This is a genomic window from Bradyrhizobium sp. ORS 375, from assembly GCF_000239775.1.
In the GTDB taxonomy this organism is placed as follows: domain Bacteria; phylum Pseudomonadota; class Alphaproteobacteria; order Rhizobiales; family Xanthobacteraceae; genus Bradyrhizobium.
Map to the genome: position 1 here is coordinate 1 of NZ_CAFI01000382.1, position 6,265 is coordinate 6,265.

6 protein-coding genes are annotated in these 6,265 nt (G+C 65.6%); 3 read left to right on the forward strand and 3 right to left on the reverse strand.

All coding sequences use genetic code 11. The features are described from left to right. The 3 genes from BRAO375_RS38420 to miaA all read right to left on the reverse strand — a co-directional run. Nucleotides 1-198 (reverse strand): hypothetical protein (locus tag BRAO375_RS38420; RefSeq protein WP_210161276.1); only part of this gene is annotated, 198 nt, incomplete at its 3' end. 9 nt (nucleotides 199-207) lie between these two features. Next, nucleotides 208-1,977, reverse strand: coding sequence for an acetolactate synthase 3 large subunit (locus BRAO375_RS26160; RefSeq protein ID WP_009030452.1), 1,770 nt, complete (start codon nucleotides 1,975-1,977; stop codon nucleotides 208-210). A gap of 440 nt (nucleotides 1,978-2,417) precedes the next feature. After that, a complete protein-coding gene (gene miaA / locus BRAO375_RS26165; RefSeq protein WP_009030453.1) occupies nucleotides 2,418-3,335 on the reverse strand; it encodes a tRNA (adenosine(37)-N6)-dimethylallyltransferase MiaA in 918 nt (305 codons plus the stop codon). Nucleotides 3,336-3,338: 3 nt separating this feature from the next. Here miaA and serB point away from each other — a divergent pair, with 3 nt between their 5' ends. The 3 genes from serB (at nucleotide 3,339) to arsH (ending at nucleotide 5,979) form a co-directional block, all read left to right on the forward strand. Further along, nucleotides 3,339-4,229, forward strand: a complete 891-nt coding sequence (gene serB, locus BRAO375_RS26170; protein ID WP_009030454.1) for a phosphoserine phosphatase SerB — start codon at nucleotides 3,339-3,341, stop codon at nucleotides 4,227-4,229. 481 nt (nucleotides 4,230-4,710) lie between these two features. Next, nucleotides 4,711-4,983 (forward strand): hypothetical protein, encoded by a 273-nt coding sequence (locus BRAO375_RS26175; RefSeq protein ID WP_009030455.1) that lies wholly within the window; start codon nucleotides 4,711-4,713, stop codon nucleotides 4,981-4,983. Between the two features lie 294 nt (nucleotides 4,984-5,277). Continuing rightward, nucleotides 5,278-5,979 carry an arsenical resistance protein ArsH gene (gene arsH / locus BRAO375_RS26180; protein ID WP_009030456.1) on the forward strand — a complete coding sequence of 234 codons (702 nt, stop codon included), beginning with the start codon at nucleotides 5,278-5,280 and terminating at the stop codon, nucleotides 5,977-5,979. Nucleotides 5,980-6,265: the final 286 nt, after the last annotated feature.

The window sequence follows — 6,265 nt, forward strand, 5'->3', positions numbered from 1 at the left end:
CAGCGCGAGCGAAGCTCGTCGCGCCCCCGCACGCGGGGAGAGGTGAAGAGCGCCGCTGCCGCACCACCGCGTCATGCCCGCGAAGGCGGGCATCCAGTACGCCGCGGCCGTCGTGGGACTCACGATGGCCGCGGCGTACTGGATCGCCCGGTCAAGCCGGGCGATGACAGCGGAGTTCGGTGTGGGCGCCATGCTCACGATCGATCCTCACACCAGCGCCTTGCCGCCGGCGAACGCGGCGGCCGGATCGGAGGCTTCGGCCGGCAGGATCATCTCGTTGTGCGCCTTGCCGGACGGGATCATCGGGAAGCAGTTTTCCAGCGCCGCGACGCGGCAGTCGAACAGCACCGGCTTCTTGACCGAGATCATCTCCTTGATCGCGCCGTCGAGATCGCCGGGCTTCGACACCTGCAAACCGACGCCGCCATAGGCCTCGGCGAGCTTGACGAAGTCCGGCAGCGCCTCCGAGTAGGAATGCGACAGGCGGTTGCCGTGCAGCAGCTGCTGCCATTGCCGCACCATGCCCATGTACTGGTTGTTGAGGATAAAGATCTTGACCGGCAGCTCGTACTGCACGGCCGTCGACATCTCCTGCATCGTCATCTGCACCGAGGCGTCGCCGCCGATGTCGATGACCAGGCTGTCGGGATGCGCCACCTGCACGCCGATCGCCGCCGGCAGGCCGTAGCCCATGGTGCCGAGGCCGCCGGAGGTCATCCAGCGGTGCGGCTCCTCGAAGCCATAGAACTGCGCCGCCCACATCTGGTGCTGGCCGACTTCGGTCGTGATGTAGGTGTCGCGCCCGCGCGTCAGCTCGAACAGCCGTTGGATCGCATATTGCGGCATGATGACGTCGCGGTTCGGCTTGTAGGCGAGCGAGTTGCGCGCGCGCCAGACCGCGATCTCCTGCCACCACGACTTGATGTCGGGCTTCTTCGCCTCGGCCTTGAACAACTGCAGGATGTCGGCGAGCACGTCGCCGCAATCTCCGATGATCGGCACGTCGACGCGGATGTTCTTGTTGATCGAGGACGGATCGATGTCGATGTGGATCTTCTTCGAGTTCGGCGAGAACGCGTCGGTGCGGCCGGTGATGCGGTCGTCGAAGCGCGCGCCGACGCACAGCATGACGTCGCAATCATGCATCGTCATGTTGGCCTCGTAGGTGCCGTGCATGCCGAGCATGCCCAGCCAATTCGGACCGGACGCCGGATAGGCGCCCAGCCCCATCAGGGTCGAGGTGATCGGGAACCCCGTGACCTCGACCAGCTCGCGCAGCAGCTTCGACGCCTCCGGCCCCGAATTGACGACACCGCCGCCGGAATAGATCACCGGCCGCTTGGCGGACGCCAGCAGCGCCACCGCCTTGCGGATCTGCATCGCGTCGCCCTTGACGCGCGGCGCATAGGAGACGTGGACGTCGGACTTGCGCGGCGGATGATAGGTGCCGGTCGCGAACTGCACGTCCTTCGGCACGTCGACGACGACCGGGCCCGGCCGGCCCGAGGTCGCGACGTAGAACGCCTCGTGCAGCACCTTGGCGAGATCGTTGACGTTGCGGACCAGCCAATTGTGCTTGGTGCAGGGCCGGGTGATGCCGACCGTGTCGCACTCCTGGAAGGCGTCGTTGCCGATCAGATGCGTCGGCACCTGCCCGGTGATGCAGACCAGCGGGATCGAATCCATCAGCGCGTCCGCCAGCGGCGTCACCATGTTGGTGGCGCCGGGGCCTGAGGTCACCAGCACGACGCCCGGCTTGCCGGTCGAGCGCGCATAGCCCTCGGCGGCGTGGCCGGCGCCCTGCTCATGGCGGACCAGGATGTGCTCGACCTCGCTCTGCTGGAAGATCTCGTCATAGATCGGAAGCACCGCGCCGCCGGGATAGCCGAAGAGGTGCTGCACGCCGTGGTCGATGAGCGCGCGCACGATCATCGCGGCGCCGGTCATCTGGTTCGGATCGTGGCTCTTGTCGGTCATGGCAGGCTCCGGATCGCTGGTCTCAGCGGCTTGTCGTTTTGTCGGTCGGTTCGGACGGCTGGGTTCGGTTGGTTCAGGTGGTCGGGGTCGGTTCGGGCAATAAAAAAGGGCCCTGGAAGGCCCTGCGCACCGCTCGGATTTTGGATGGCCGCTAGCCATCCCCGGCGATGCGCCTGGGTACGACTACGATAAGGAGGATGGCAATAAAATTGCGCATGACGGCGAGCTGGCTTCCCAAAGGTTGCGCGAACATAACCATGGTGACCTTGATGTCAAGGCAAAGCGAGGCTCGTCTGCGCGATTTTGTCAAGGTAGCGCGGATTTTGCGGTTCGGCGAGCGGTAATTTGGACAACTCGCCGTCATTGCGAGCGAAGCGAAGCAATCCAGGGCCACGCAAGGACTCTGGATCGCTTCGTCGCTGCGCTCCTCGCGATGACGATCAAATCGGCCTCACCCACCCCCTCGCCGCCTCCGGGCTCGTCCACTCGAACTCCGGCAGCTGGTGCCGAAACCAGGTGAACTGCCGCTTGGCATAATGCCGCGTGTCGGCCTTGCCGATGGTGGCCGCCTCCTCCCGCGAGATCTCGCCCCGGATGTAGCGGATCAGCGCCGGCACGCCGTGGGCCTTCATCGCTGGCAGCAGCGGATCGAGCCCGCGCGCGGCGAGCCGCTCCACCTCATCCAGCGCGCCGCCCTCCAGCATCGTCTCGAACCGCGCGTCGATCCTGGCATACAGCGCCTCGCGCTCGGGCGCGATGAACAGCGCGCGATAGCTCCCCTCCGGCAGCAGCGGTGGCGAGGTCTCCGCGTGCCAGTCGGCCAATGGCCGACCGGTGGCCTCGATCACCTCCAGCGCCCGGGCGATGCGGCTGCGGTCGCGGACGTTCAGCCGGGCCGCCGCCGCGGCATCGCGCCGCGCCAGCTCGGCATGCAGCGCCTCGACGCCGTCGCGATCGAGCTTGAGGCGCACCACCTCACGCACCTCGTCCGGCACCGGCGGCACCACCGACAGTCCCCGCGTCAGCGCCTTGAAGTACAGCCCGGTGCCGCCGATGAAGATCGGCAGCCGGCGCTGGCGCCTGACATCATCGAGAAGCTGAGCCGCATCACGGACATAGTGGCCGGCCGAGTAGTTCACGGACGCATCGACATGGCCATAGAGCCGATGCGGGACCAGCGCCTCCTCCTCGGGTGTCGGCCGCGCCGTCAGCACCCGCAGATCGTGGTAGACTTGCATCGAGTCGGTGTTGATGACGACCCCGCCCGCTTTTTGCGCAAGTTCCAGCGCCAGGGCCGACTTGCCGCTGGCGGTCGGCCCTGCGATAAGCACCGCTTTGTTGTCGCTTAGCGAAGTCACCTGATGTCTCTCGTCGCCACCTTCATCTGCAATCCCGCCGACCCCGCGCTTGATACCACGATCGTGGAGGCCTTCCTGGCCGTGCTGCCACAGCCGGGGACGCCGCGCTGGCTGTTCGACGAGGTCGCCATCGACATCCCGTTCTCGCATGACGGCGAGGTCCACAAGCTCGAGGCGCGGCTGCGCGACCTGCGCGGCGACATGCCGATCGACATCGTCGTGCAGCCTGAGGCGGTCAGGCGCAAGAAGCTTTTTCTGGCCGACATGGATAGCACCATGATCGGCCAGGAATGCATCGACGAGCTGGCCGATTTTGCCGGGCTGAAGTCCCACGTCGCCGCGATCACCGAGCGCGCGATGCGCGGCGAGATCGCATTCGAGCCGGCGCTGCGCGAGCGCGTCGCGCTCTTGAAGGATCTGCCGGTCAGCGTCGTCGACGAGGTGCTCGCCAAGCGCATCAAGCTGACGCCGGGCGGCCGCCAGCTGGTGATGACCATGCGCGCCCACGGCGCTTACACCTGCCTGATCTCCGGCGGCTTCACGCTGTTCACCAGCGCCATCGCAGCCAAGATCGGCTTCCAGGAGAACCGCGCCAACGAGCTCGTCATCGACGCCGGCAAGCTCACGGGCGAGGTGCGCGAGCCCATCATCGGCCGCGACGCCAAGCTCGCGACGCTGATCGAGCTGCGCGAGTCGTTCGACCTCGACGCGATCGACACGCTCGCCGTCGGCGACGGCGCCAACGACCTCGGCATGATCGAAGCCGCCGGCCTCGGCGTCGCCTATCACGCCAAGCCCGCCGTCTCCGCCGCAGCGTCAGCCCGCATCGACCACGGCGACCTCACAGCTTTGCTCTACGCCCAGGGCTACACGCGCGATCAGTTCGTGGATTGATGGGGCCGTCATTGCTCTGCCGTAGCGTTGCGATCGGGCCAAGAGCGGATCCACTGGCAGACTCCCCGTCATTGCGAGCCAAGCGAAGCCATGCAGGGGCCGGCGATCTGTGACAATTAATTCAAACTTTTGCGAATGCGCGACGATTGCACGCGCACGCGGCGTGCGAATCGCGATTGCAAGCGAAAGCCGTTGCGAGGACGCGCACGCTCGTTCGTCGCGCGGTCGGCCTCTCAGGATTTTGTTTCAATCTGGCGCGCTCGTGCGCAACTCCATTCCAAGACCAATTCAAATCGCAAATGAGGTCATTCCTCGATCCCATCATCGCAGGTACATCGCTGCCATTTTAACCGCGTCACAAATCCATGAATTGTCAAATCATGCTGCAACGCATATAACTCCCACAGCGCTAGGGAGCGTCCAAGGAAACGAAAACGGTTGCAATTGATGCAGCCGATCATCGTCACAGAAGGACCTCCCGATGACCATCAAGCACATCATTCCCGGCTCCCTCGTTGCCCTCGCGCTGCTGACCGGCGCGGCCATGGCCGGCGAGCTGCCGAACTACGAAGTCGGCGCGCTGCCCGCCACTCCGCACCAGCTCACCGTTATCGGCGCTTCGGCTGCCGCGCAGCAGACGGTCGCCATCAATGCCGACAGCACCGCCTCTCCGCACCAGCTCGCCGTGCTCACCCACCACCGCCGCAGCGCCGCGCTGGTCGCACCGATCACGGTCGGCAGCGTTCGCAACTAAGCGACGTCATCACCCAACTACGCGATAGGCAGCGCGCGTCTCGCAAAGCGAGACCGCGCTCCCTCTCAGGCGAATACAATCTCGCGCGCGGTCGCAGATCATCCCCGCAGGCGGCGCCGTCTGTCGCCACGATTGCGTCCCGATTATGGTCCATTAATCGTCCCAGAGTTGACCGGCCTGATCAGGGCCGCCATGTTGCATCGAGCCGTTCGTACGGCCACTCGGTCCGATCCCGCTGTCACCACGGACGGCCGGAGGCCGATCGCACTCTGAGGTGCCGCGTTGCCCGATGACATGCCGCAGCTGGATGAAGGCTGCTTCCAACCGATCGACCGCGCCAAGCTGCTGGAGCCTGCGCTCTCCTCCCATCCACCACGCATCCTGCTGCTCTACGGATCGCTGCGGCAGCGCTCGTTCAGCCGTCTGCTCACCGAGGAAGCGGCGCGCATTCTCGCGCGCTTTGGCGCGGAGACGCGAACCTTCGACCCGCACGGGCTGCCGCTGGTCGACGACGCTTGGCCCGACCACCCGAAGGTCGACGAATTGCGCGAATTGGTGACCTGGTGCGAGGGCATGGTGTGGTGCTCGCCGGAGCGTCACGGCGCGATGACCGGCGTGATGAAGACCCAGATCGACTGGATCCCGCTGTCGCTCGGTGCCACCAGGCCGACGCAGGGCAAGACGCTCGCGGTGATGCAGGTCTCCGGCGGCTCGCAGTCGTTCAACGCGGTCAATCAGCTGCGCGTGCTCGGGCGCTGGATGCGCCTGATCACGATCCCGAACCAGTCCTCGGTGCCCAAGGCGTTCGCGGAGTTTGACGACGACGATCGCATGAAACCGTCGGCCTATTACGACCGCGTCGTGGACGTGATGGAGGAGCTCGTGAAGTTCACGCTGCTGACGCGCGACCGGGCGGACTATCTGGTCGACCGCTATTCCGAACGCAAGGAGAGCGCTGAGGAGCTGTCGAAGCGGGTCAATCAGCGATCGATCTGAGACCGCGGCGGCGGCGCAGACGCTCCCTAGCGCGGCAGGGACAGGCTCCGGGGCCGGCCGCAGAAAGATTCTGTGAAAAATAATTATCTTGCTATTTTTCGGAATTCATGATTGTGTATGCCCATCCCGCCTCGATCGGGGGGGCGTTGCGCGCGATCGTCACGACACGCGAGGCGGGGATGCGGTGGCCGCGGGAGATCGCAGCATGCTCGGCAACGAGGGTGCGGACGAACGATCGTCTGCGGACGTGAAGTCGCAGCGGCCTGACACCCCGAAGCTGGTGTCT

Coding starts and splice junctions, on each gene's coding strand:
- BRAO375_RS26160 (WP_009030452.1), bottom strand. CDS start 1,977: ATGACCGACAAGAGCCACGATCCGAACCAGATGACCGGCGCCGCGATG.
- serB (WP_009030454.1), top strand. CDS start 3,339: ATGTCTCTCGTCGCCACCTTCATCTGCAATCCCGCCGACCCCGCGCTT.
- BRAO375_RS26175 (WP_009030455.1), top strand. CDS start 4,711: ATGACCATCAAGCACATCATTCCCGGCTCCCTCGTTGCCCTCGCGCTG.
- arsH (WP_009030456.1), top strand. CDS start 5,278: ATGCCGCAGCTGGATGAAGGCTGCTTCCAACCGATCGACCGCGCCAAG.